The 23,367-nt window shown below is 68.5% G+C and carries 21 protein-coding genes and 3 pseudogenes; 15 read left to right on the top strand and 9 right to left on the bottom strand.

Going from position 1 to position 23,367, the window contains the following annotated elements:
• The first annotated feature begins 208 nt into the window (after nt 1-208).
• Nucleotides 209-1,900 carry a DUF885 domain-containing protein gene (locus tag OG878_RS39960; RefSeq protein WP_328891638.1) on the top strand — a complete coding sequence of 564 codons (1,692 nt, stop codon included), beginning with the start codon at nt 209-211 and terminating at the stop codon, nt 1,898-1,900.
• 8 nt (nt 1,901-1,908) lie between these two features.
• On the opposite strand, the gene OG878_RS39955 is transcribed toward OG878_RS39960, so the two are convergent.
• Both OG878_RS39955 and OG878_RS39950 read right to left on the bottom strand, forming a co-directional pair.
• Complete coding sequence (locus tag OG878_RS39955) at nt 1,909-2,058, bottom strand: hypothetical protein (protein WP_328891995.1); 150 nt, start codon at nt 2,056-2,058, stop codon at nt 1,909-1,911.
• 137 nt (nt 2,059-2,195) lie between these two features.
• Nucleotides 2,196-2,534, bottom strand: coding sequence for a hypothetical protein (locus OG878_RS39950; RefSeq protein ID WP_328891637.1), 339 nt, complete (start codon nt 2,532-2,534; stop codon nt 2,196-2,198).
• Between the two features lie 565 nt (nt 2,535-3,099).
• On the opposite strand from OG878_RS39950, the gene OG878_RS39945 reads away from it, so the two are divergent.
• Both OG878_RS39945 and OG878_RS39940 read left to right on the top strand, forming a co-directional pair.
• The gene (locus OG878_RS39945) at nt 3,100-3,435 is read left to right on the top strand and encodes a CBS domain-containing protein (RefSeq protein WP_328891974.1); all 336 of its coding nucleotides are present in this window, start codon (nt 3,100-3,102) and stop codon (nt 3,433-3,435) included.
• A gap of 55 nt (nt 3,436-3,490) precedes the next feature.
• Complete coding sequence (locus OG878_RS39940; protein WP_328891636.1) at nt 3,491-3,802, top strand: SCO5918 family protein; 312 nt, start codon at nt 3,491-3,493, stop codon at nt 3,800-3,802.
• Between the two features lie 90 nt (nt 3,803-3,892).
• On the opposite strand, the gene OG878_RS39935 is transcribed toward OG878_RS39940, so the two are convergent.
• The 3 genes and pseudogenes from OG878_RS39935 to OG878_RS39925 form a co-directional block, all read right to left on the bottom strand.
• A complete protein-coding gene (locus tag OG878_RS39935; protein WP_328891635.1) occupies nt 3,893-4,762 on the bottom strand; it encodes a hypothetical protein in 870 nt (289 codons plus the stop codon).
• Between the two features lie 85 nt (nt 4,763-4,847).
• A pseudogene (locus tag OG878_RS39930) lies at nt 4,848-5,111 on the bottom strand (YncE family protein); the annotation flags it as partial.
• A 105-nt stretch (nt 5,112-5,216) separates the two neighbouring features.
• A complete protein-coding gene (locus OG878_RS39925; RefSeq protein WP_328891634.1) occupies nt 5,217-5,447 on the bottom strand; it encodes a YncE family protein in 231 nt (76 codons plus the stop codon).
• A gap of 741 nt (nt 5,448-6,188) precedes the next feature.
• Between OG878_RS39925 and OG878_RS39920 the strand changes: the two genes are divergently transcribed.
• Together OG878_RS39920 and OG878_RS39915 are read left to right on the top strand one after the other, a co-directional pair.
• Nucleotides 6,189-7,142 carry a multicopper oxidase domain-containing protein gene (locus OG878_RS39920; protein WP_328891633.1) on the top strand — a complete coding sequence of 318 codons (954 nt, stop codon included), beginning with the start codon at nt 6,189-6,191 and terminating at the stop codon, nt 7,140-7,142.
• Between the two features lie 140 nt (nt 7,143-7,282).
• Nucleotides 7,283-8,128: pseudogene (locus OG878_RS39915) on the top strand (transposase); the annotation flags it as partial.
• Here the strand turns inward: OG878_RS39915 and OG878_RS39910 are convergent.
• A pseudogene (locus tag OG878_RS39910) lies at nt 8,129-9,022 on the bottom strand (PP2C family protein-serine/threonine phosphatase); the annotation flags it as partial.
• 275 nt (nt 9,023-9,297) lie between these two features.
• Nucleotides 9,298-9,498 (bottom strand): hypothetical protein, encoded by a 201-nt coding sequence (locus OG878_RS39905; RefSeq protein WP_328891632.1) that lies wholly within the window; start codon nt 9,496-9,498, stop codon nt 9,298-9,300.
• Between the two features lie 109 nt (nt 9,499-9,607).
• Here OG878_RS39905 and OG878_RS39900 point away from each other — a divergent pair, with 109 nt between their 5' ends.
• Both OG878_RS39900 and OG878_RS39895 read left to right on the top strand, forming a co-directional pair.
• Entirely contained in the window at nt 9,608-10,528 is a 921-nt protein-coding gene (locus tag OG878_RS39900) for an NADP-dependent oxidoreductase (RefSeq protein WP_328891631.1), read from the top strand.
• 24 nt (nt 10,529-10,552) lie between these two features.
• Nucleotides 10,553-11,008: a cupin domain-containing protein gene (locus OG878_RS39895; RefSeq protein ID WP_328891973.1), complete on the top strand. Its 456-nt coding sequence runs from the start codon at nt 10,553-10,555 to the stop codon at nt 11,006-11,008.
• Between the two features lie 37 nt (nt 11,009-11,045).
• Here the strand turns inward: OG878_RS39895 and OG878_RS39890 are convergent, their stop codons facing one another.
• Complete coding sequence (locus OG878_RS39890; RefSeq protein ID WP_328891630.1) at nt 11,046-11,489, bottom strand: hypothetical protein; 444 nt, start codon at nt 11,487-11,489, stop codon at nt 11,046-11,048.
• A gap of 498 nt (nt 11,490-11,987) precedes the next feature.
• Entirely contained in the window at nt 11,988-13,031 is a 1,044-nt protein-coding gene (locus OG878_RS39885) for a LacI family DNA-binding transcriptional regulator (RefSeq protein ID WP_328891629.1), read from the bottom strand.
• Between the two features lie 175 nt (nt 13,032-13,206).
• Between OG878_RS39885 and OG878_RS39880 the strand changes: the two genes are divergently transcribed.
• The 8 genes from OG878_RS39880 to OG878_RS42510 are packed head-to-tail and all read left to right on the top strand — an operon-like array spanning nt 13,207 to nt 23,260.
• Nucleotides 13,207-14,505 carry an ABC transporter substrate-binding protein gene (locus tag OG878_RS39880; RefSeq protein ID WP_328891628.1) on the top strand — a complete coding sequence of 433 codons (1,299 nt, stop codon included), beginning with the start codon at nt 13,207-13,209 and terminating at the stop codon, nt 14,503-14,505.
• Nucleotides 14,505-15,485 carry a carbohydrate ABC transporter permease gene (locus OG878_RS39875; protein ID WP_328891627.1) on the top strand — a complete coding sequence of 327 codons (981 nt, stop codon included), beginning with the start codon at nt 14,505-14,507 and terminating at the stop codon, nt 15,483-15,485. The genes OG878_RS39880 and OG878_RS39875 overlap by 1 nt, the downstream gene beginning before the upstream one ends.
• Nucleotides 15,475-16,380, top strand: a complete 906-nt coding sequence (locus OG878_RS39870; RefSeq protein ID WP_328891626.1) for a carbohydrate ABC transporter permease — start codon at nt 15,475-15,477, stop codon at nt 16,378-16,380. The genes OG878_RS39875 and OG878_RS39870 overlap by 11 nt, the downstream gene beginning before the upstream one ends.
• Before the next feature lie 38 nt (nt 16,381-16,418).
• A complete protein-coding gene (locus OG878_RS39865) occupies nt 16,419-17,186 on the top strand; it encodes an SDR family NAD(P)-dependent oxidoreductase (protein WP_328891625.1) in 768 nt (255 codons plus the stop codon).
• On the top strand, nt 17,174-18,913 hold the full coding sequence (locus OG878_RS39860) for a heparinase II/III domain-containing protein (RefSeq protein ID WP_328891624.1): 1,740 nt from the start codon (nt 17,174-17,176) through the stop codon (nt 18,911-18,913). The genes OG878_RS39865 and OG878_RS39860 overlap by 13 nt, the downstream gene beginning before the upstream one ends.
• A 5-nt stretch (nt 18,914-18,918) precedes the next feature.
• The gene (locus OG878_RS39855; protein ID WP_328891972.1) at nt 18,919-20,943 is read left to right on the top strand and encodes a hypothetical protein; all 2,025 of its coding nucleotides are present in this window, start codon (nt 18,919-18,921) and stop codon (nt 20,941-20,943) included.
• Nucleotides 20,940-21,539 (top strand): hypothetical protein, encoded by a 600-nt coding sequence (locus tag OG878_RS39850; protein ID WP_328891623.1) that lies wholly within the window; start codon nt 20,940-20,942, stop codon nt 21,537-21,539. Before OG878_RS39855 ends, OG878_RS39850 begins: the two co-directional genes overlap by 4 nt.
• Complete coding sequence (locus OG878_RS42510) at nt 21,536-23,260, top strand: polysaccharide lyase family 7 protein (protein WP_443049299.1); 1,725 nt, start codon at nt 21,536-21,538, stop codon at nt 23,258-23,260. The genes OG878_RS39850 and OG878_RS42510 overlap by 4 nt, the downstream gene beginning before the upstream one ends.
• Nucleotides 23,261-23,367: the final 107 nt, after the last annotated feature.

Here is a 23,367-nt window from a genome sequence, read left to right as displayed (position 1 = left end):
CCAGGCGTTGTCGTCCACTGAGCAACTCAAGGTCACATGGCAGGCAAGCCTCGTCGGCCCGTGGGCGGCAACCCCGCGCGCAAACGATGGACGCGACGTCTGGCTTTGTTCACGAGAGGCAACTGCTCGATAAAGCCAATCGGATGAGGCAACGACTGGTTTCACTGAGAACGGTCAGTCAAGTCCGATGGCACGTCAGGATGTCTGTATGGCAAATGAATCGATCACCCCGCGCAGCATTGCCGACAGCCACCTCGACCAGGTGGCCGAACATAACCCGATGACCTCCGCATGGCTGGGCCTGAACCGGGGCGACGACCGGCAACCGGACCTCTCGCCGGATGGCTTCGAGGCTCACGCCGAGTTTGCCCGCTGCAGTCTCGCCGCACTCGATGCCGCCCCTGCAACGGACGACCCCGCTGAACAGGCCTGCGCCCGGCTGCTGCGGGAACGCCTCACCGCCGAGCTCGCGATGCACGACACCGGCGAGAACTTCCGACAGCTGCGCACCGTGGGCGCGCACGTCGACCAGGTGCGGACGATATTCGCCTTCATGCCCACCACCACCGACGAGGACTGGGCGGCGGTGGCCGGACGGCTGCGCAACCTCCCCAGCGCGCTGGACGGTTACCGGGCCACCCTCACCGAGGGGATCTCCCGCGGCCTGCTCGCTGCTCCCCGGCAGGCCGCCGGGGTGATCGGCCAGCTCGCCGACTGGACCGGGGAGGCCGCCGGACAGCACGCGGGCAGCGGCGCGGGCTGGTTCGCCGACTTCGTCGCGGACGGCACCGACCGGCTGCGCCCCGAGCTGGACGCCGCCGCCCGCCAAGCCACCATCGCCGTCTCCGAGTTCCGCGACTGGCTGCGCGACACCTACGTCCCCGCCACGGCGGACACCCCGGACGCCGTCGGCCGAGAGCGCTACCTGCACGCCGTCCGCTACAACACCGGTGCCGAACTCGATCTGGACGAGGCCTACGCCTGGGCCTGGGATGAGTTCCACCGAACGCTCGCCGAGATGCGCGTCGAAGCCGAGCGCGTCCTGCCCGGCTCCACGCTCCTTGAGACCATGCACCACCTGGACGAGCACGGCCACGCGGTCAAGGGCGAGGAGGCCGTCCGCGACTGGTTGCAGCAGCTGATGGACGAGGCGATCACCGCCCTCGACGGCAGCCACTTCGACCTCTCCGGCCCGATCCGGAAGATCGAGTCCCGGATTGCGCCCGCGGGCAGCGCCTCCGGACCCTACTACCAGGGCCCGAGCCTCGACTTCAGCCGCCCCGGACGCACCTATCTGCCTACCCTCGGCCAGGACACTTTTCCGACCTGGCAGCTCGTCAGCATCTGGTACCACGAGGGCGTCCCCGGCCACCATCTCCAGCTCGCTCAGTGGGTCGCGGTCGCCGACCGGCTCAGCCGCTACCAGGTCACCGAGGGCATGGTCAGCGCCAACATCGAGGGCTGGGCCCTGTATGCCGAGCGCTTCATGGACGACCTGGGCTTCTTCTCCGAACCCGCGCGCCGCCTCGGCTTCCTGGACGGGCAGATGCTGCGCACCATCCGGGTGATCGTCGACATCGGTATGCACCTCGAACTCGCCATCCCCGCCGACTCGGGTTTCCACCCTGGCGAGCGTTGGACCCCGGCGCTCGCCACGGAGTTCATGGCCACCTACAACGGCAGCCCGGCTGCCCGCCGCAACGGCGAGATCGACCGCTACCTCGGCTGGCCCGGCCAGGCCATCGGCTACAAGATCGGCGAACGCGCCTGGCTCCAGGGCCGCGCGGCCGCGAAGCGCCGCCATGGTGCCGCCTTCGACCTCAAGAACTGGCACATGAAGGCTCTGTCCCAGGGCTCGTTCGGGCTCGACGACCTGGTCGGCAATCTCGCGGCGCTGTAGTGCACAGCTCAGTCGGCCAGCTGCAGGTAGACGCGGTTACCGGAGGCCGCGAATTCCGCCGACTTCTTGAGCATGCCCGCGGCGATCTCCCCTTCCGTCGCGGCAGGCTCGTCACCGCCGAACTGCTCTGTGATGCTTCTACTGATCTTCATCGACACAAGAGCCAGCCTCGTATTGCCGCGGCCAGCCCGACGGCCACGCATACGACCGAGGCGGCAAGCAGCAGTTCGGCGCCGATCGACCAGGTGAACCGGCGCACCGGTCGAGCGTCTCCCGACACAGGGCGAATGCGTTCTCAGGCGGTGAGATCGAGGAGGGCAGTCGCGTGTTCGGGGCGTGACCGATAGTGGTCGGTTGCGGTGGCGATGTTGGTCCAGCCGGCCTGGCGCATGAGACCGATGGCCAGGTTCCGCATCGTGGCCATGGCTCGTGGCGCGGTGCCGGTGCGCACGCGCGAGGCGTCCTCGCCGTAGGTCACGTCTCTGACATGGTGCAGGGCCTCAACTGACCAGTGGTTCTGCATCAGTTGGGCGAGCTGGGACGGGGTGGCCCGGCCCGGGGGCAGGCTGGTGACGAAGCTGTGGCTGGCCAGATGCAGGATGCCGTCGTGGCCTGCGAAGGATGGCTGGAGCACCCAGCGGGCAGCCGCTGTGGCAGAACGGCAGGCCGCAGTCCATGCAGCGCCCCGCCTGCTCGGAGATGAGGCACGCTGATCAAGATGCTCTCCGGCGCCTACCGCCCGGAGCCCGAGTCCCGCGACGCCGCTCTGCTCGCGGTTCTCCCATCTCTTCATCCCGGTGGAGCCCGACGACGACGAGAGGGAGACCTCGAGGCGCGGCCAGCCTCCACAGCGATGCCGCATTTCGGGTCTCCCTTCGTCATGCGAAGGGCGTCTTTCGACGCCCTGAATTTGCGCCACGGGACTGACAGCCGAGGGGCGCTCCCGAGCACGGTCACGCGTTGCAGGGCCTGTTGGGTCGGTGTCTGCCGTCGAGCGCGCGCATTATGCAGAACGGCACCGACAAACACGACGGCCGACCAAGTCAGTGCAGGTCAAGGCGTGAGTCGTACCCATCGACCTGGTGCATCCGCGTCGGCCCCACCTTGAAATAGCTGTGAGCGATGGCACATTGAGGAACTCGGTTTTCCTGTCCATCTCGGCAGTCATCCTGTGGACCTCGTGGACGGCGGCCGACGCGATGGACACAGCCGGACCGCAGGTCTGTGACGACATGACCGTCGAGGTCGCCCTGTCAGTCATGGCAAGCGCCCGCACCGGGCACCTGCTCGTCTGCGACAACGACGGTCTGTGCACCGGGCGGGTCACCCAGGCCCAGCTCGCCGCAGTTCGCGACAGCTCCGCGTACACGGACCGGGTCCAGCTGCGTGACATCCTCGGCAATTGCGGGCCGTTCACCTCGCCTGTGACCACCAGGACCGAAGCCGAGCACACGATGCGCTACCGCCGGCTCGATGGCCTGCCTGTCGTCGACGAACAAGGCAGCGCTCTGGGCATCCTCGCCCTTGCCGGCTGAACCGCCTCACCGCGGCAGAACCATCCCCCCTTCGTTCTTCTCCTTGTGAGGCATCATGCGCTGTGTCATCGCCCGTTTCCCGTTCGACCTCACCAAGAGCGGCGTCCTGGAATCCATGAAGGGCATCAAGCCCGAGCAGGTCTTCAGCGAGTCCGTGATCATCGGCTGCCGCACCTACCCCGTCAAGCAGGTCGGCCAGGTCGTCACCCGCCAGGACCGGCGCGACTTCAGTGTCGGTGAAGTTGTCCGGGCCATGACCCAGCTCGGCTTCACCTGCCGCGGCCTTACCAGGGCTGCCGCACACGCACGCGTCCTCAGCCCGCTCCAGCAGGCTTCCGCGATGCTCGGAATCCCGGCGACCGTCTGACTGAGGGGACCGGCGCGAGCCGACACCTGAACAGCGAGGAAGGCCCGACCGGCACACGTGTGCCAGTCGGGCCTTCCTCGTGGTGGGGTTCTAGGAATGGTTCGGTGGCCGAGGGCGGGGCTCTCCCGCCAGGTGGAGCTGGTGCAAGGTGCTTTCCCTCTCCTGCCTGAGGTGTTCGGGAGAGGCGAGACGCTGCCACAGCGGGTCGGGGCGGCAGGGGACGGTGGCGTCGCGGGCGGCCCATTCCTCGGCGAGCTTGCGTGTACAGAGGGTGTCCTGGTCCGCTGCTTCTATGGAGGTCTGGCCGCGGGCGTGTGCCAGCCCGTGGAAAAACCTTTGGCGCGCTTGTTCCGGGAGTCGGGCCGCGGCTCTGCGCTTGCCGCTGCCGGCCTGTGCGTTGCGGCTGAAGTACGTCCAATGATCATCCGTCATCTTCGTCAAAACGATTCTTCCACCCCCTTGGACACCGTTTGCGATGAGGCGCGCACAGGGGACCCGGCCTGAAACCGGATGGGTTGCGGTCGCTGGACGCTGCGGGATGAACACTCGCCCCCAAGGATCACCCCGAGCGCCCCGGGGCCGGGCCCCCTGCGGTCCTGGCACCTGACCGCCTCGCCGTCGGGCCGCGAGGGAGTACCTGGAGAAGGCTGCCGAGGCGGCGCAGAGAGCCGGCAGCCCGCCGCGTTTGCCTCTTCGCTCCCCGCCTGGGTCATGGTTCTTGTCGACGGCGGTGGTCCGCTTCCTGGGGGGCCCTCTTGTATGTTTCTGCGACTTCTGGGGGCTGGCCTGCGCGGGCGCTGAGGTCGGCGGCCAGCAGCCTGTTGAGAGCACTCGGGTTGGTGCAAGGCCGTTGGGGGTGATGGCCACCCCGGTGGGCTGGTTCCCGACCGGGACGATGTCGGTGACGGTGTTGGTGCTGGTGTCGATGACACTGACATTGTTCGACCCGTTGTTGGCCACGTAGACCTGGCGGCCGTCTGGGGCAGCCGCTACCCCCCCATGGGGTGGTGCCGACCGGCACGGTGGCGATGATCGCGCGGGTGACGGTGTCGATGATGCTGACGGTGTTCGCGGCGCTGTTGGCAATGTAGAGCCGGGTGTTGTTGGGGGAGATGGCCGCTCCGAGCGGTGCGGACAGACCGGTGATGGTGTCGACCACGGTCCGGGTGACGGTGCTGATCACGCTGACGGTGTTGGAGCCCTTGTTGGAGACGTACACCTCCAGCCCCGTGGGGGCGACCGCGACGCCGGTCGGCTGGTCTCCGACGGGGATGGTCGCGATAACGCTGTCCGTGAGCGTATCGACCACGCTGAGGGTGTCCGAACCCTGGTTTGCGATGTAGAGGCGCACCCCGCTGGGGTCGACTTTGATTCCGGAGGGGGTGTTGCCGACGGGGACCGTGCCGACAACGGTCTAGAGGTCGCGTTGCGCGACGGTGATGGCGTTGGTGGCGATGTCGGCGACGTAGAGGTGGGTGTTGTCCGGGGCGACCGCCACTTCGGCGGGGCCGGGCAGCGGTGCCAGCGCGGTGGCGACCGTGAAGGTACCGCCGTCCACGACACTGACCGACCCCGAGCCGTTGTTGGCGACGTAGGCGTTCAGCCCTACCGGGCTGACTGCCAGGCCCAGCGGGCTGGCACCCACCGGAAGGGTAAGCACCACCCTGGGAGCTGCCAACCCCGGCGAAGACTCGTCCAGGCTCGGCCGGGCGAGGGAGGAGACTTTCGATGTGCTCATCATGCACCTGCCATGTACGGGTCCGAGGGGCCAGGTGGAGGCCCCCTCTGCACGGAGGGCAGCGAACACAGGGTTGAAGAGCGACCGGGATAGCAGAAGGCTGCAATATCCCCATCAAAAATAAGTTCACCACCAATGCCAATACCACCGGCAGGTGGTATTGAAGCGAATGCATATCATCGTAAATACGCCTGTAGTTCCGCCTACTGAGGAACGCGCCGGAGCCACTGCCCGTCATCTGCAGTGCCGGCACACACGCGCAGCTCGCGGCTCGGGAGAGAGGCGTCGTGACCTGTACCGGCACGTCACGTCGTCACGATCCCGACAAGGAAGTCCCCGCCGAGTTCGACGTCCACCTGATCTGCGACAACTGTTCGCGAAGTTCTTCGGCGCGCCGTCTACCCTCGCAAACCGCGTGTCAATCGCGGACCCGCGCCGCCACTTGCGTCGGACAATCGCCCATCACGCAGCACTTGGACCTTCCCGGAACCCCACTGTCTCCGAGTCCGGCGAGTTTTTGCCGGACGTCATGGACTCGCGTATTCAAACAATTCCCCCTGGATATGGATAAACTCGCGCCGTGCCGCTGCCGTTCTCTCTTGCAAGCGGCTCCTTTTCGTGAATTTGTTGCCAGGATGGGAGTTCCGCATGGACAGACGCAGCTTCAACCGCCGGATGCTAGTGGGCGGTGCGGCCGTCGCGACCTCCATGTCACTGGCTCCGGAGGCCGCCGCGGCCCCCAGATGGGTGAAAACCGCGCCCGCCGGTGGCAAGGAGAGGCACATCAAGTTGTTCGCCGAGCAGATCGGTCGCAACCAGATGGGCTATGGCATCGGGAACGGCAGGGCGACCATCCCGGGCCCGTTGATCGAGATGAACGAAGGCGACACGCTGTACGTCGAATTCGAGAACCGGCTGCACAGCTCGACGGGTCTGCACGTGCACGGTGTGGACTACTCAATCAGCAATGACGGGACGAGACTCACCCGGAGTCTTGTGAAGCCGGGTCACACGCGCACGTATGTCTGGCGCGCTCATGCGCCGGGCCGTCGCGCGGACGGCACCTGGCAGGAGGGCAGTGCGGGGTACTGGCACTACCACGACCATGCCATCGGCAGCGACCACGGAACGGGCGGCGTCAGCAAGGGCCTGTACGGGGGGTTGGTCGTACGTCGCCAGGGAGACATCCTCCCCGACAAGGCGCACACGCTGGTTTTCAACGGGACCACGATCAACAACGGGAACGGGCATGCCGGACCCGATATCAAGGCCACCGTCGGGGAGCGTGTCGAGTTCGTGATGATCACCCACGGCAATGAGTTCCACACGTTCCACCTGCACGGTCACCGCTGGGCATACAACCGCACGGGACTCCTCACCGGCCCTGACGACCCGAGCCAGCTCATCGACACCAGAGTGGTGGGGCCCGGAACCTCCTTCGGCTTCCAGGTGATCGCGGGCGAGACCAGCGGCGCGGGCGCATGGATGTACCACTGCCATGTGCAGAGACACTCCGACAAGGGGATGGCAGGGCTGTTCCTTGTGCGGAATACGGACGGGACGATTCCCAGGTACGACGACATGGTGCACCGCGGACACTAGCTTGATCTTTAACCTCGGGGTCCGAACGACTCCTCGTACTTGATCACTCGGAGTGGTAACTGCCGTACATGCAGGCGGCCTTCGGCTGGACATGTGATCCGACCAAGGAACACACAACGCCCAGCACGAAGGCCGTGGGGATGAGTCTGCTGCATCACGTCGTCCGGCAGGATCCGTTTGCGGAACTGTCACACTTCCGGGGTGAGTTCTACTCCTGTCTGACCAGACGTGCGGACGCATTGTTCGAACTCGCGGACGCGGTGCTGTGTGCAGACGGTCCGGTCCGGTCGCTGGTCGAATTGTCGCTGGTCGGCGAACACCGTCGCGGGCACGGCGGGCTCTACGACGCCCTGTCCGTGGGCCGGGTCGATGTCGCCCGGCTGAGACGAGCTCTGGCCACGGTGCCGCTGCCGCGGGCGGCGGACGGCCGGCTGGTCCTGGCCGCCGACCTCACCTGCTGGCTGCGGCCCAGCGCCCACACCTCATCGCAGCGGATCCTGTGCCACACCTACGGCCGGGGCAAGGACCAGCACATTGCTGTTCCCGGCCGGCCGTATTCAGTGGTCTGCGCGCTGGAGACGGGCGGCAGTTCCTGGACCGCACCGCTGGACGCGCTGCGTCTGGAGCCGGGCGACGATGCCGCCACTGTTACCGTCGGGCAGATGCGTGAACTGGTCGAGCGGCTGATCACGGCCGGGCAGTGGAAGGACGGTGACCCGGAGATCCTGATTGTGGTGGACGCCGGCTACGAGGTGCCGCGTCTGGCCTTCCTGCTGGAGGATCTGCCGGTGCAGGTGCTGGGCCGGATGCGTTCGGATCGCGTCCTGCGACGTGCGGTCCCGTTCCGCGAGCCCGGTGTCCGGGGTCGGCCGCCCCGCCACGGCGGCGAGTTCGTCTTCGGTGACCCGGCCACCTGGGGCACACCCGACGCGGCAACAGTGACCCAGACCCGTCTCTACAGCACCGCCACCGCCCGGGCCTGGAACACGGATCAGCAGCGGTGCCGGGTGGCCGGCGTTGACCCATTGCAGTCGGCCCGTGGCGATGTTCAGACACATCATCTGTGCGGTGACGAAGTGGTCGGGGCCGAACTGCTCATCAATAGCCTTGTCCATGAACGCGTACACCTGGGACAGACCGGTGTTGGCCCGTCGCGTGTGGCGATAGGCGCCGATGGCCACGGTCGCCATGGTCGCCGCGTCCAGGCCGTGACCCATCGCGTCGATCATGGCCACATGAAGGATGTCGCCGTTGAGCGCGTAGTCGAAACTGTCGCCGGCCACGTCGTACGCGGGCTCGAGGATTCCTGCCACCTCAACCTGCGGAACAGTCATCGACAGCGGGGGCAGCAACGACCACTGGATCTCCGCGGCCACGCTCATCGGGGCGCTGCGTCGGGCCTGGAAGAACAGGTCGGTGTAGGCGTCCTTGGTGACGATCATGTCTGCGACCAAGCCGGCGAGTCTGCGCAGCAACCGCCGGTCGTCGTCATCGACGCTGTCCAGGGTGACGGCCATCGCCGCGATCTGGTCGCTGCCGTCCAGCAGCGGCAGATACATCCGCACACTGCCGTCCTGCAGCACCTCCACCGCTTTGCGGCTCAAGAACGCCTCGCCGGCGGGAGAGCCCTCGACCGGTTCAGGGTCACCGACCGTCAGCCGACGGTCCGGCAGCGGCACCAGCAGCATTTGTTCGTAGTCCTGCAAGAGGATCGAGAGATCCCGGCCACCGACCCTTGCCACCTCCTCCGCAACGAGCGGAGCGATCAACTGCGGCGGCATCTCGTGAGTCCGGTCCAGCAGCACACCCAGCAACCGCTCACCAAACCCCTCCGACCGGTCCACCCCAAACCTGCTCGGGTTCCGCCCGCCTTCGGCCATCGCTGCGTGCACCCCTTCGTCCCGCGGCCTCGGGGGAAATCACCGGGCGGCTGTCTCCCCGAGCTGTTCGCCAGGCTGCCTGGCGCTCGCCTTCGGTGGCCAGGCGCCGGTACGAGGCGGTACCAGCCAGGATGGAGATCACCTTCTCCCGCCCCTCGGCGCGCACCTTCACCACTCCGGCCCCGCATTCCGGCTCACAATGCTGTCGCAGGGCATTCAGCACCGCCGTTGCACTTTGGTTCGGTGCAACGGTGGCCGCGTCCGTAGGGGCGTTACTACAGCTCCCGCTCGATCTGGTTCTCGCTGACCTTGTCTTCGCGCAGGGTCGCCTCGTTCTGGACGGCGTAGCGAGTCTGTGCCCCACTGCCCTCAGCACTGCGGATCTCGCCCCGCTGAAGCTCGTCCTGCTGGTCCCGGTACTCCACGTGCTGTCCCTTGCGGTAGGCCATGGTGCACGAGCAGGTTAAAGCGATCATGCGGAACGGCATACATCCACCTGCTGCATCTTCCCAATGACAGGCCGCTATGAGCCCTGTGTGTGAACGAAACTGCGCGTTTGAGTCGCCCCTCTCAGTAAGGACCTGTATGCAAGCCATCACTGTTCGAGACCGTGACGCTGGTCTTGCCGGGATGTCCCTGGCGGACATGCCCTACCCCCACGCGGCCGAGAACGACGTCATCGTGCGGGTGCACGCCGCGGGCTTCACCCCCGGAGAGCTGGACTGGCCCGGCACGTGGACCGATCGCGCAGGCCGCGACCGGACGCCGAGCGTGCCCGGGCACGAACTTTCGGGTGTCGTCGTAGAGCTGGGGTACGGCACCACCGGCCTGAGCGTCGGGCAGCGGGTGTTCGGCCTGGCCGACTGGACCCGCAACGGCACGCTCGCCGAGTACACCGCGGTAGAGGCCCGCAACCTCGCCCCGCTGCCGGCGGACCTCGACCACACCGTGGCCGCCGCGCTGCCCATCTCCGGGCTGACCGCCTGGCAGGGTCTGTTCGACCACGGCCGCCTCACCACAGGCCAGACCGTCCTGATCAACGGCGCCGCGGGCGGCGTCGGCTCGATCGCGGTACAGCTCGCCCGCGATGTCGGCGCCCGCGTCATCGGCACCGGCCGCGCCTCCGACCGGGACAGGGCACTCGCATTCGGCGTCGACGCCTTCATCGACCTGGAGGCCGAGAAGCTGGAGGACGCCGACGAGGCCGACGTCGTGTTCGACGTGATCGGCGGAGACATCCTCGACCGCTCGGCCGCCCTGGTGCGCGCCGGCGGCACGCTCGTCACCATCGCCATGCCGCCCAAGGTGCAGCCCAAGGACGGGCGGGCTGTCTTCTTCGTCGTCGAACCCGACCGCGCCCGGCTCACCGACCTCGCCCAGCGGGTAAGGAACGGTCGGCTCAGGCCGACCGTCGGCGCCGTGCGGCCGCTCGCCGAAGCACCCGCCGCATTCGCCCCCGGCAAGCGCACCCCCGGCAAGACGATCATCCGCGTCACCCAAGACTGAATCAGGAGACCCATCGTGATTGGAATGCGGATCGCCGGTGGCCTCCTGGCCGTCGCCACGCTGGCTGTGTCCACGGCCTGCACCACCTCGACCCCAGCCGCCCATGCTAAGGCTCCGGCCTCAGCCGCTGCCTCGGAGCACCCCGCCGAAACCCTGACGCCCTTGCTCCAGCAGGCCCTTCCGAATGTGAAGGGCAAGACGTTCACCTCGGCGGTCGTCGACTTCCCGCCCCGCGCACGCGCGGTGCCCCATCGGCACGGCCAGGCGTTCGTCTACGCCTACGTCCTGGACGGCACCGTGCGCAGCAAGCTCGACGGCAAGGCTGTGAGCACTTACCAGCAGGGCGAGAACTGGGTCGAGCCGCCGGGCGCCCACCATGTGCTCACGGAGAACACCAGCCGGACCAAGCCGGCCAAGCTCCTGGTCGTCTTCGTCTCCGACACCGGAGACGAGCTCAAGGTCGACGACCCGCGGTCGTAGCCCGTCCCACGCAGCGGGCGGCACGGTCCCGCACTAGCTAGCGGTTCGGGTAGTAGGCCGGGAAGCACACGGCGCCGTCCGCGCCGCAGATCTCGGTCTTCGGAATCTGGCGCGAGTGCTTCTCGTAGGAGATCAGGCCCAGCTTTCGGCCCGAAGCGAAGGTCACGACGGCGTCGTGGATCGGGCCCGCCGCCTCTGGCGTCGCCCCCTTGTAGTTGTACGGGCCGTGCTCGCCCTCGACGATGGCAAGGAAGACGAACAGGCTGGGCTGCTCGCCGGGCTTCTCCTGGTACGGCTCGCCCGTCGTCACGTTCAGGACGCCCTTGCGCGGCCAGCTCTCCGGCAGGGACCTGCACTCGATCCTGGCCAGCCCCTCGCGAACGATCGCGGAGCAGTACGTACGGTCGTCCTTCATCCACAAGAGCTCACCGGCGTCCGGCGCATCCCGCCGGATCACCGCTACGAACTCGTCAGACGGCATCTCGTGGGACGGCAGCGAGTTCATGCTCTTGCGGACCGACGCCAGCATCGGTCCGTCTGCGACCGTGGGCCGCGCCGCCCCGACCGGGACGCCGGGCCCCGACGAAGATGCCGGCTAGGGCGGCGAGGGCGACGCAGTGGGTGAGGCCTGCGCCTGCTGCGACTGCGGCGGCGCGGATCCCGACGGCGGAGCCGCCGTGCACGAAGTCACGGCCAGCAGTGCCAGTCCGTACCCCGATCCGTGCGCGACGAGCCTGCGCCCGTGCCAGTTGAGCCCCATCTGCCCCACCCCCGTGGTCGAACCCCCGAGCCCCTCGAACGGGGCGAACCGCCGGGCCGCCTGCTGCCCCGTACATCCGTGCCGCTCCGGTAACTGCCAGGCTCCCTCGACGGTGCAGGAGAGAGGGAACAGGCGACCGATCAGCGTCTCCCATGGCCTGCCGTCGGGCTCCGCTCTCGTGCGGTCGTCTCGGCGTCGGTCACGCCGGCGCCTGTGTGGTCATGGCCGAGGCCCCGAGGATTCGCGGACGATCAACTCGGGGCGGTGCAACATGGAATGCCCACCTGCAGCCTCGTTGTCGATCCGGCCGCGCAGGGTCGCAAACGCCGCCTCGGCCATTGCGGACACGGGCTGGCGCACCGTGGTGAGCCCGGGCATCGCCATCTGGGCCAGCATGATGTCGTCGAAGCCGACCACGGAGACGCCGCTGCCGACCTCCAGGCCGCAGTCGCGGACGCCGGCGCACACGCCGAGGGCGCAGATGTCGTTGATGGCCACGATGGCCGTCGGAGGGTTCGGACCCTCGAGGAGTTCCTTCGAGGCGACACGGCCCAGTTCCGCCGCGTCGCGGTCGTCGAAGGTCGAAGTGGCGTCGCCGGACCAGGCGGTGATCTGGTCGTCCGGGATGCCTGCGGCCTCCAGGGCGTCCCGGAAGCCGCGGTATCGCTCGGAGCGGTTGACGGACCCGATGGAGCCGGCGACGAAGGCGATCCGCTCGTGCCCGAGTTCAAGCAAGTGCCGGGTGGAGAGCTGGGTTCCGAGGAAGTTGTCCGTGCTTATGTTGACCACGCCGTCAGGGTCTCCTGGTTGCGCCGTGCGGTCGAAGGCGACCAGGTTCAGTCCCTGCTCGACCAGGGGACGCACGTGGTCAAGAGTTGGCAGTGAGGAGCAGAGCACGACTCCTCGGATCCCGTCGGCCCAGAGCTCCTCCATGTAGCCGCGCTCCCGCACCGGATCGCGCTCGCTGTTGCAGAGCAGTACGTAGAAGCCCTCCGCGAGTGCTGCCGCCTCCAGTTGCCGGGCGAAGGTACCCCAGAAGGGGTTCGCCACCGAGGGCACGATCAGCCCGATCATCTTGGTACGACCCGTGCGCAGCTGTCGCGCCGCCCGGTTCGGCCGGTAGCCCAGTTGCTTGATGGCGGACTCCACCCGCTGCCGGGTCTCCGGCAGCATCTTGCCGTGCCGGCCGTTGAGGAGGTTGGAAACCGTGCTGGGTGAGACCCCGGCTGCCTTCGCCACTTGGTAGATCGTTACACCTGACATGGCTCAACCTCCGGCTGCACGTAGTGAGAGTTGTTTCCAACTTGTTGACACGGATGCCGACCGTTCCTAATCTTCGTGCATTGATGCACCAGTAAACCGTTGCACCACTGCTTGGCGCAAGACCTTCCCGGACACATCAGCTACCGCCCGGCCACCCGCCGATGGGAGTTCAGCCATGCGTTCCATACCCTCGTCGTCCCTCTCCAGAAGAGGTCTCCTCGGCCTCGGCGCGGCGGCAGCGGCCGGCGCAGCGCTGTCCGCCTGCGGCGGTCCCGCGCCGGGCAAGTCGGGTGGCAAGGGCGGCAGCGGCTCCTTGCGGATGATCACCCCCATCTTCGACCGCTCCGACGGCCAGCAGCTGCTCGAATCGCTGCTCGCGGACTTCAAGAAGGCCAACCCGGGCGTCTCCGTCCAGGCCGACTACACCAGCTACGACAAGCTCAATGAGAAGCTCACCACCGCGATCGTCGGCGGCACGCCGTACGACGTGATGCTCATGGGCGTCGGCTGGATCCCGCCGTTCGTCAAGAAGGGCGTCCTGGCCGACCTGGGAACCAGCGAATCGGCGCTCGCGAAGATCTACAACCCCAGGGTGCTGCAGGCCGGGATCTACGAGGGCAAGGTCTACGCCCGCCCGATCGTCCTCGACACGCGGATCGGCATCTACCGCAAGGACATCCTGGCCGAGGCCGGCATCGACGCGCCTCCGAAGAACCTGACCGAGCTCAAGGAGATGGCCAAGGAGCTGACCGTACGCAAGGGCGGTGAGCTCCAGCGCACCGGCCTGGACATCCTCAGCAATGACCTGCGCCAGACCTTCCTGCCCATCATGTGGGCCCACGGCGCCGATCTGTTCAAGGACGGCAAGCCCGCCTTCGACTCGCCTGAGGCCGTCGCCGCGCTGCAGTGGATGACCGACATCATCCGTAAGGACAGGATCGAGGACTACGGCTTCACGCAGAAGGGCGCCGTCACCGCGCCGCTGATCCAGGGCCGTGCCGCGATGATGATCGGCCACAACGACATGTGGCGGCAGTTGAAGGACAGCGCGCCGCAACTGATCGAGGAGGACAAGGTCGGCGGCTTCCTGCTCGAGCAGGCCCGCCCGGCGCTCTTCCAGGGCGGCACCCTGGCCACCATGTCCGCGAAGACGAAGAGCCCGGAGGCGGCCAAGAAGCTGGTCGAGTTCCTCTCCGGCGAGAGCGTCTCGCCGAAGGCCGCCGAGCAGCGTGGCAACATCCCGGCCGTCCTCAGCGCCGCGGACTCGGCGTACGTGAAGGGCGACAAGCTCGTCGCCTTCGCCATGGACAACCTGGACCACGCCTTCTCCGAGGGCGGCGTGCCGTCCTGGCTGGAGATCCGCGAGGAGTTCAAGCCGGCCATCGAGAGTGCCCTGACCGGCAAGGCGAGCGCGAGCGAAGCATTGCAGTCGCTCGCGGACAAGGCCAACCAGATCATCGCCAAGGACTCCTGATGTCAGCACCTGCCACCGCGGCTGCGAGGGCCGACCGCCGCAAAGCGCCGGCTAACACCGGCGACGCGGCGTCCGGGCGTGCCGGCCCGCGTCGGCGGCGGACGTTCGGCCACGAGCGCCGCCGGACCGCATACTTCATGCTCGCCCCAGCAGTGATCCACCTGGTCTGGTGGATCGGCATCCCGGTCGTCACCACCGTCGTGCTCGCCTTCACGAACTACGACATCCTGGCGGGCACCGCCACCTTCAACGGCCTGGACAACTTCAAGGCGATCTTCGCCGACGCCACCTGGAACGCATCCATCTGGCACACGGTCGTCTTCACCTTCTTCACCGTGCCGGTGGCCATGGCCGTCGCGGTGGTCATCGCCGTACTGCTCAACAACAACATCCGTGGCCGCGCCTGGTACCGGGCAGCTGTCTTCATGCCGCACGTCACCGCCACCGTGGCCATCGCGCTCGTGTGGATGTGGATGTTCGAACCGCGTATCGGCATCCTCAACACGGTGCTCGGCTGGGCCGGGATCAAGGGCCCGGTCTGGCTGGCCGATCCGGACTGGGCGCTGTTCGCCGTGATCATCGCGTCCATCTGGAAGGGCATCGGCATCAAGATGCTCATCTATCTGGCCGCGCTGCAGGCGATGCCGCAGGACGTGTACGAGGCTGCCGAACTCGACGGCGCGTCCAAGGTCAGGACCTTCTGGTCGATCACTCTGCCGCTGCTCAAGCCGGCGACCTTCTTCGTCCTCGTCATCTCGATCATCGACTCGTTCCAGGCCTTCGACCAGCTTTACGTGCTGACGCCCGACGGGGGCCCGAACAACTCCACCACGGTGATGACGTACGAGATCTACCGCACGGCGTTCAAGGAGTTCCGGATGGGCCCGGCCTGCGCGCAGAGTGTGGTGCTCCTCGTCTTCCTGCTGGTGGTCACGTTGATCAGCCGCCGCCTCACCGGGAGGGAGGACGATGTCCGCTGAGGTCGCCCGGACAGCGGTCCGCCGCAGTCCGCAGCTGACGCGCCGGCTGCGCCGCCTGGCGCTGCATGTGGTGCTGATCCTGATCTCGTTCTCGATGGTCGTCCCATTCCTGTGGATGATCACCACCTCGGTCAAGACCGAGCCCGACCTCGCCTCCTATCCACCGCACCTGCTGCCGCAGACCTGGAAGTGGTCGAACTATTCGGAAGCGCTGTCGTACGCACCCTTCGGTACGTACTTCAAGAACAGCCTGATCATCGCCGTCGGCCATACGACGATCAATCTCGTGCTCGCCTCGATGGCCGGCTACGCGCTCGCCCGGGTGCCGTTCCGCGGCCGGACCGTGCTCTTCATCGCGGTACTCGGCACGATGATGATCCCGAGCTACACCAAGATCGTCCCGCAGTATCTGATCGCCAAGGGCATGCCATTCTTCGGCGGCAACGACTATCTCGGGCGCGGCGGCCACGGCTGGATCGACTCGTGGTGGGGGCTCATCGTCCCGGGCGCGCTGACGCCCATGGCGATCTTCCTCTTCCGACAGTTCTATCTCTCGCTGCCGAGCGAGCTGGAGGAGGCCGCGCGCGTCGACGGACTCGGCGAGTTCGGCATCTATGCGCGGGTGATGACCCCGCAGGTCAAACCGGCCATCGCGACCGTCGCACTGCTGACGTTCGAGAGCAGCTGGAACAATTTCGTCTGGCCGCTCATCGTCACGACCAACACGGACAAGCGCGTCATCCAGGTCGGCCTCTCCGCCTTCCAGCAGGCGGACCAGCACGCCTGGGCCTATCTCATGGCCGGTACGACGCTCGCCACCGTTCCCATGGTCGTCCTCTTCCTCTTCGCTCAGCGCTACTTCGTGCAGGGCTTCGCCAACTCCGGCATCAAATGACCCCGTCGTCATCGCACTTCGTACTAGGAGGCACCTTCATGCCCTTCGACCTCACTGGACGCCGCGCCCTCGTCACCGGCGCCGGGCACGGCATCGGCGCGGCCGTCGCACGCGGACTCGCCGCCGCGGGAGCGGATGTCGTGGTCCACTACGGGCACAGCGCGGCCGACGCGGAAAACGTGGCCGCGGAGATCGGCGGGCTGGGCGTCAAGGCCAAGGCGCTGCAGGCCGATGTCACCGACGCCCGCCAGGTCGGCGGGCTCGTCGAGGAGGCCGCCGGATTCCTCGGCGGGATCGACATCCTCGTGACCAATGCCGGGCATCTCGTCGCGCGGGTGCCCATCGCCGAGATGTCCGAGGAGCACTTCCACGCCGTGGTGGACGTCAACCTCGGCGCCACGTACCGGACCGTGCGCGCTGCCGTGCCGCATCTGCGCGAGGCGGGCCGGCGCGGCCGCATCATCACGATGGCCTCGCAGGCAGCGCACGACGGCGGCGGGCCGGGGGCGGCTGCGTACGCGGCGGCCAAGGCTGGTGTGATCGGGCTGACCAAGGGGCTGGCCAAGGAGTTCGGCCCGGACGGCATCACGGCGAACGCGCTGGCGCCGGGTTTCATCGGCGATACGGCTTTCCACGGCACCTTCACCGCGCCTGCGGTGCAGGAGAAGATCGTCAGTGGGCTGCCGATCGGCCGCGGGGGCGTCCCGGAGGATGTGGCAGGCGCCGCGGTCTACCTCGCGTCCGACGAGGCCGGGTATCTCACCGGCGCCACCTTCGACATCGGCGGCGGCGCATGGCCCCGCTGACCCCGCCACCGGACCGGGGCGGTTGGTGGCACGACTACGTCTGCCCCGTGCACGGCACCGAACTCGCCCACGGCGACCTGCTGTCGGGTACCTTCCCTGCGGACGGTGCCGCCTGCCGGCACGGCTGCCGCATCGACACGCCGCCGGTGCGCGGCGCGTGGACGGTGCTCGCGCACCAGGCGTGCGCGCTGCGGCTGCGCCACCTGGCGGCCTCCGCCGACCCCGCCGACCGCGACGCAGCGCTCGTGGGGCTGGAGCGGTACGCCGAGCTCTACGCCGAACTGACCGCAGACGGTGAGCGGCACGCCGGGGCGCAGAGCTGGATGCTGCGCGGCCGGATGTTCCACCAGGCACTCACCGAGGCGATCTGGGCAGTGTCGATCGGGCACGCGGTCCGCAGTCTCACGGAGCGCGGCGAGGGAGAGCGGCTGGCGGCCATACGTCCCATGCTGGAGACGCTCGCCACTGTTGCGGAGAAGGCACGCGCCGAGCTGGCGGCCCAGGGCAAGGAGAGCTCCAACTACACGGCGTGGCTGGACGCTGCCGCCGCCGTCTGCGGCGGCGGCCCGGACCCGGCGCTGCGCGGCCATCCACAGCTCGCCACCCGTCCCGACGGCTGGGAGTGGGAGGGCAGCACCTATTACCACCTGTTCGTGCTGCGCGCTTATCTGCTCGCGCTGCGCGGCACCGACCCGGCCGCGCTGCCGGCAGAGACCGTCGAGCGACTGGCCGCGATGATTGCCGCGCTGGCCGGGATCGCCACGGCGTACGGCGAGTTGCCGGAACTGCACGACGGGCCGTACCGGCGTACGGGCGCGCTGGCCGAGCTGCATGAGATCTGCCTGCTGGCGCACCAACTGTTCGCGGGGGAACCGCTGGTGGCGGTGGTCGGCTGGACTGCGGCCCGGACCCCACAGCCGCCCGCAGATCTGGAGGGCTGGTTCAGCGGTGTGCCCCTGCCCTGGCCGCGCCCGGCCGCTACCGCCGATCCCGGCGTGCACCGGATCTTCCCGGACGCCGGGTTCGCGGTCGTTCGTGCGGGTGGCATCCATGCGGTGCTGGATGCCGGACCGCACGGCGGCAGCCACGGCCACCAGGACAAGCTGTCGCTCTATCTCTACGGCGACGAGGGCGCCGCCTGGCAGCCCGATCCAGGCCAGGCCCCGTACGGCCACCGGCACTTCCGCAGGTACTACGCCTCGGCGGCCGCCCACCCGGCATTCTCGGTGGACGGCCTCGACCAGCAGCCGGTCGACGCCCGGCTGAGCTCGGCGGGCAGCGGGGAGTGCACCGGCGCCTACGACGGCGTGACCGCCACCCGCGCCCTCACCGCGGGCCCTGGCTACCTTCTGGACATCCTGACCATAGAGGCCGACCGCGACCGCACGCTCACCGCGCACCTGCGCCCGGCGGTCCCGTTGAAGGTCGTCGCGGCGCCCGGCGGCCAGGTGCGCACCACCTGGGGTGAGGCCGACGGACCCGTACTCATCGGGCACCACGCGGCCTCGGCCCACGCGGAGTTCGCGCTGCGCCCGCATCCCGGCCCGGCCGACGACCCCACCGCGATACGCCAAGGCTCTGACTGGTCGGTACACGGAACGCGCGCCGTGTTCGCCTCCGCCTATGCCTCCGGCCGCTCCCCGGTCCGCGAACTCCGGCTCACCGACGACGGCGTCACCGTCCGGCTCGACGACGGCTCCGCCCACCACCACGCGACAGGAGCGTGACCGACATGCTTCTCCTCGACGGCCGACTCGATGAACTCAGCCACCAGATCCGCGACGTGCGGGCCGCCCAGTGGCGGCGGCTCTACGAGCAGTGCGACTGGTACCGCGGCCAGACCCCGCCCGTCGAACACCCCGCCATGTCCATCACCTATTTCGGGCCGGCCGCAGCCAACCTCTCCCTCGCCTACCGCCTCACCGGCCGCCGAGGCTACCTCGAGGAGGCCTGGCGTTGGATCTCCACCTGCATCGGCTACCCGCATTGGGGCAAGGCCCACATGCCGGACCACGACCTCGACGCGGGGTGGCTGCTGCACGGCTTGTCCCTCGCGTACTCCTGGCTCGACGGTGACCTCGGCCCGGAGCGCACCGCCCGACTGCGCGCGAAGATCGAGCTGCAGGGCGAGCGGCTGTGGGCGTACGTCCAGCAGAACACGGGCTCCTGGTGGACCGACGCGTACTGGCAGAACCACAACTGGATCTGCTGGACGGGCCTGGCCACCGCCGGTTACGCACTCGGCCACCGTGAGTGGTCCGACGCTGCCCGCGCCAACTTGGAGACCGTCCTCGCCCAGCTGCCCGAGGACGGCTCCGACTCCGAGGGCGTCGTCTACTGGCGCTACGGCGTACCGTGGCTGGCGATCCATGCCGATCTCGTCCAGCAGACGGAGGGCATCGACCTCTTCAAGGGCTGCGACTTCCTGCGCAACACCACGAACTGGCGGCTGCACCAGTTCGCGAGCGGTCGCTTCGAGGAGAACATCGACCACGGCGACTGCCACGACCGCCGCAGCGGCCACAGTGTCGCCCTCTACTACCGCCTGGCCTCGGCCTACGGCGACGGCACCGCCCAGTGGCTCGCGAACCTGGCCGCCGAAGAACACTTCTGGCGGGAGGCCTACGCCTCGGGCGTACGCCCCGGCGTGATGCCCGAGTGCTTCCTGGAGCTGCTCTGGTACGACCCCGAGGTCGCGCCCGAGGCGCCCCAGGCCGTCCCCACCACCGCGTACTTCCCCGACCTCGGCCAGCTCACCGCCCGTACCGGCTGGGACCCCGAGGCCACCGTCGTCAGCTTCAAGGCCGCCCCGGGCGGAGGCCACCGCGCCTGGGAGACCGGTGAGCGGCTGCGCCGCGAGACCGGCTGGGACGCGGCCAGCGCCGGGCACCACCATCCCGACTCGGGCGCCTTCGTCATCGCCTCACACGGCGCGTTCCTCGCCGTCGACGAGGGCTACAGCAACAGGAAGCGCGCCGCGCACCACAATCTGGTGCTGGTCGACAACCAGGGCTGGGCCGACGAGGACCGTTACCACGTCTACAAGGACATCCCGTACGAGCGCATCCCCCTGGTCCGCGACGTGCTTGCGCAGGGCGGCTTCGCCCACGCCACGTCGGAGACCGCCTGCATGTTCCCCGCGGAGCTCGGGGTCGCCCGGCTCGACCGGACCCTGGTGGTCACCCCGCGCGGCCGGGTCGTCGTCCTCGACCTGCTCGAGGCCGAGCAGCCTCGGGAGTGGACGTACGTGGTCAACGCCGACTGGCTGCCCGAGCAACTCGACGACCAGGGCTGGCTCCTGGCCTCCGGCCCCGCGCAGGCCCGGCTCACCCGGCTGGCGCCGGAGGCGGTGCGTACCGAGCAGCGACCGGTGGCGATCGAGGCCAACCCCACCTCCAGCACCCCCAGCCTGAAGATCGAGAAGACGCTGCAGACGCTGCGGTTCACGACCGAGCGGCTGGCGCGCGCGAGCTTCCTCACGGCGTACGAGTGCACGAGCACGCTGGACCCGGTGCCGGCCCCGGCGGCACCGCTCGAGGCGGTGGGCTGGGCGGTCCGGGTCGGCGAAGGGGCTGAGGCCGAGACGGTCCTGCTGTCCCCGGTCGACCGCCGGATCGAGGCGGCGGGTGTACGGGCGGACGCGGCGGCCGTCCTCCTTTCCGGCGACCGGACCGCGGTGGTGGCCGCGCTACGCGTCGAGCGGGAGGGCCGCGAGCCATGGGCCGCCGACGCCCCGTTCACGGGGATCCTGCCATGAGCTGGGAGCGCAAGGCCCTGCGAGCCACCGAGTTCGTCGCCTGCCCGGCACTGGCCGGGGCCGCATTCTGCCTGCTCGCCCTCGGCGCCGTCACCTGGCTGCCCGCCCTCGCGGCCGCCGCGAACAGCTTGCAGACCTGGCGCACCGACGGCGCCGCCCGCTGCTTCACCGGCACCCTACGGGCCTTCCCCCGCCACTGGCATGCCCTGTGGCGGGAGAGCGTCGCGGGCACGGCTGCCGCCGTCGTCCTCGTGGTCAACGCTCTGTTCCTCTGGGACAGGAACGGCCCCGCCCTCGTCCTGCTGCCCGTCCAGGTCGTGCTGCTGGCTGCACTCGTCCTCTACGCCCTGGCACTGGCCACGGTTGCTGCCGCCGCACCAGAGGACCCGAAGGGCTGGCGGCGCGCCGCCACGGCCTTCGCCTTCGGCTCGCCCCGCCGGGCCGCCGTCCTGCTGGCCGCGGCGGCCGTACTGCCCCTTGCCGTCGTGCCCATCCCGCTGGGGCCGCTCCTCCTCGGTCCCACCCTGCCTCTCATGCTCGCCCTCTCCCTGCACGCACCCGCCGATCCACGTATCCGAAAGGTGTCCCACGCATGAGTCGCACCACCGGACGTACCTCCAGACACGGCGCTCGCGCGGTGCTCCTCGCGACCGTCCTCGCCGCCTCGTTTGCAACTCCGGCCGAGGCGAGCACCGGCGCCGATATCCGGGTGACGCCCGCCGACAGCATCCAGCAGGCGATCGACAACGCCCCCGAGGGTGGCACGATCCGCCTGGCGCCCGGTAGGTATCTGCAGGACTTCAAGGTCACCAAGCCCGGGCTGACGATCACCGGGCCGCGCTCCGCGGTGGTCAAGGGCGCAGGCGCCACCCGCATCGTGGAGGTGCAGCAGGACGATGTCACCCTCTCCGGCTTCACCGTCGACGGACTGCACGGCGATCCGTCCCAGATGTCCGGGTATCGCAAGAAGCTCATTTATGTCATGAGTACGACACCAGGCGATGGCGTGGACCATGTGAAGATCACCGGGATGTCGCTCAGGAACGCCGGCGAGGAGTGCGTACGGCTTCGCTACCTGATCACGAACGCCGACGTCTCCCACAACGTCATCGACACCTGCGGGGTGTACGACTTCCAGTTCGCCGACGGCGGCAAGGTCGGCGAGGCCGTCTACCTCGGCACCGCCCCCGAGCAGCAGGGGCTCAACGGCGCCCCGGACGCCCGACCGGACATCAGCCGCGACAACCACGTCCACCACAACGTGATCACCTCGCGGGGCAACGAATGCGTGGACATCAAGGAGAACTCCACCGCCAACCTCGTCGAGTACAACGCCTGCAGCCACCAGCAGGACCCCAAGTCGGCCGGCTTCGACGCGCGCGGCAGCGGCAACACCTTCCGTTACAACATCAGCCGTGACAACGTCGGCGCCGGCGTCCGGCTCGGCGGCGACACCGCCGCCGACGGCGTCCGCAACAACGTCTACGGCAACATGCTGTCGGACAACGGCGGAGGCGGCATTGCGTTCTCGGCCACCCCGCAGGGCCGGGTCTGCGGCAACGTGATGACGCACAACACCGGCGGCGACGCCATCGGCGAGTTCGGAGATGGGTTCCGACCGGATACACCCTGCGGCTCACTCGACGCGGCGTGTACGTATCCCGCCCAGCGCCTCGACCTCTCACGGTGGAAAATCACCCTGCCCTCGGGCGAGCCCGGCAAGCCGAAGGAGGTGCTGCAGCCCGAGCTGACCACCTTCTCCGTCGCACCCTGGTTCGGCGTCCTCGACGACTGCGCCGGCGTGCAGTTCCGCGCCGCCGTCGACGGCGTGACCACCTCCGGCTCCGGCTACCCGCGCACCGAGCTGCGCGAGATGACCGGTGACGGCACCGTCAAGGCGAGCTGGGATCCGACCCAGGGCACCCACACCCTGACCGTACGCGAGGCAGTCACCGCGTTGCCCCACGACAAGCCGCACGTCGTCTCCGCACAGATCCACGACGCCGACGACGACGTGACCGTCTTCCGCCTGGAAGGCTCCAACCTCTACATCACCAAGGGCGACGACACGCACTACCACCTGGTGACCGACTCGTACGAGCTCGGCACGGTCTTCGAGGCCAAGTTCGTGGTCGAGAACGGGCAGGTGAAGGCGTACTACAACGGCGAACTCGAGACCGTCATCGAACACACCGAGCCCGGCAACTACTTCAAGGCCGGCGCCTACACCCAGGCCAACTGCAGCAACTCAGCCCCCTGCAGCGCCGACAACTACGGCGAGGTCGAGATCTACGACCTGAAGGTCAGCGATTCCTGACCCGCCGCTCCCGAGCCCGGCGTCCGGGTGGACGCCGTACGCACAACCCCGCACCACCTTTGTGCCACCCGCACATCCGACGGAACACGACAGGAAGGTGCACCACC

The sequence above is a fragment of the Streptomyces sp. NBC_00316 genome, from assembly GCF_036158715.1.
GTDB lineage: Bacteria > Actinomycetota > Actinomycetes > Streptomycetales > Streptomycetaceae > Streptomyces.
Note: the sequence above shows the minus strand (reverse complement) of the source record. Positions and strands in the feature narration are given on the sequence as shown.